The following is a 784-nucleotide window of genomic DNA, read 5'->3' on the forward strand; positions in this document are numbered from 1 at the left end:
CAGGGATTCGGCCTGCCCCAGCACCCCCGCCAGCGTTCCGAACAGCCCCGCGTGCCCCGCCACGCCGCCCAGCGCCCAGGCGTTCTCGTCGTGCGTCTCGCCGCGCAGCACCCGCCCGCGCCAGGGGCAATGCTCGGTGGCCGCCGTCCGCTCCGGGTTGGGGGTGAAGGTCAGGCCGGGGTCCAGCGGGAAGCCGCGCAGCGGTTGTCCCCGCACCCGCTCCAGCACCCTCCCCAGCAGCAGATACCCCAGGTCGCTGTAGACCACCTCGCCGGGGGCCGAGAGCGGCCAGGGCTCCTGAAGCAGCCGCGCCTGGACCGTCTCCGCCTCGCCCCAGGTGTACAGCGGCGCCCAGGCGGGCAGGCCCGCCGTGTGGGTCAGCAGCTGGCGCAGCGTCCGCGTCTTGAGTTCCGTGTCCTGCATCCACGCGAGGTCGGGCAGGTGCGCCGGGAGGGGGTCGTCAAGGTCCAGCACCCCCGCCTCCACCCCGCGCAGCACCTCCCGCGCGGTGAACAGCGGCTTGGTGAGGCTGGCGAGGTCCCAGAAGAAGTCCTCGTCCAGCGGCACGGGTCCGGGCTCCAGCGCCGCGTGTCCCAGCACCAGGGTCTCGCGCTCCCCGCCCGCGTCCACCACTCCCAGGGCCGCGCCGGGGAGATCGCCTCCCTCCACCGCCCGGCGCAGCACCTCCTGGGTGCGGGCGGGAATCACCCTTCCCCCAGCGCGAGGCGGGCGTGCCCGTCTGCCGCCTCCAGCCGCGCCCGCGCCCCCGCCGCGTCCACCCCCA

The 784-nt window shown here is 75.9% G+C and carries 1 protein-coding gene; it reads right to left on the reverse strand.

All coding sequences use genetic code 11. From position 1 onward, the window contains the following. On the reverse strand, positions 1–708 hold a 708-nt coding region (locus QOL99_RS17300), incomplete at its 3' end, for a serine hydrolase domain-containing protein (RefSeq protein ID WP_285525647.1). Positions 709–784: the final 76 nt, after the last annotated feature.

The organism is Deinococcus rhizophilus (genome assembly GCF_030271215.1).
GTDB classification, from domain to species: Bacteria; Deinococcota; Deinococci; order Deinococcales; family Deinococcaceae; genus Deinococcus; species Deinococcus rhizophilus.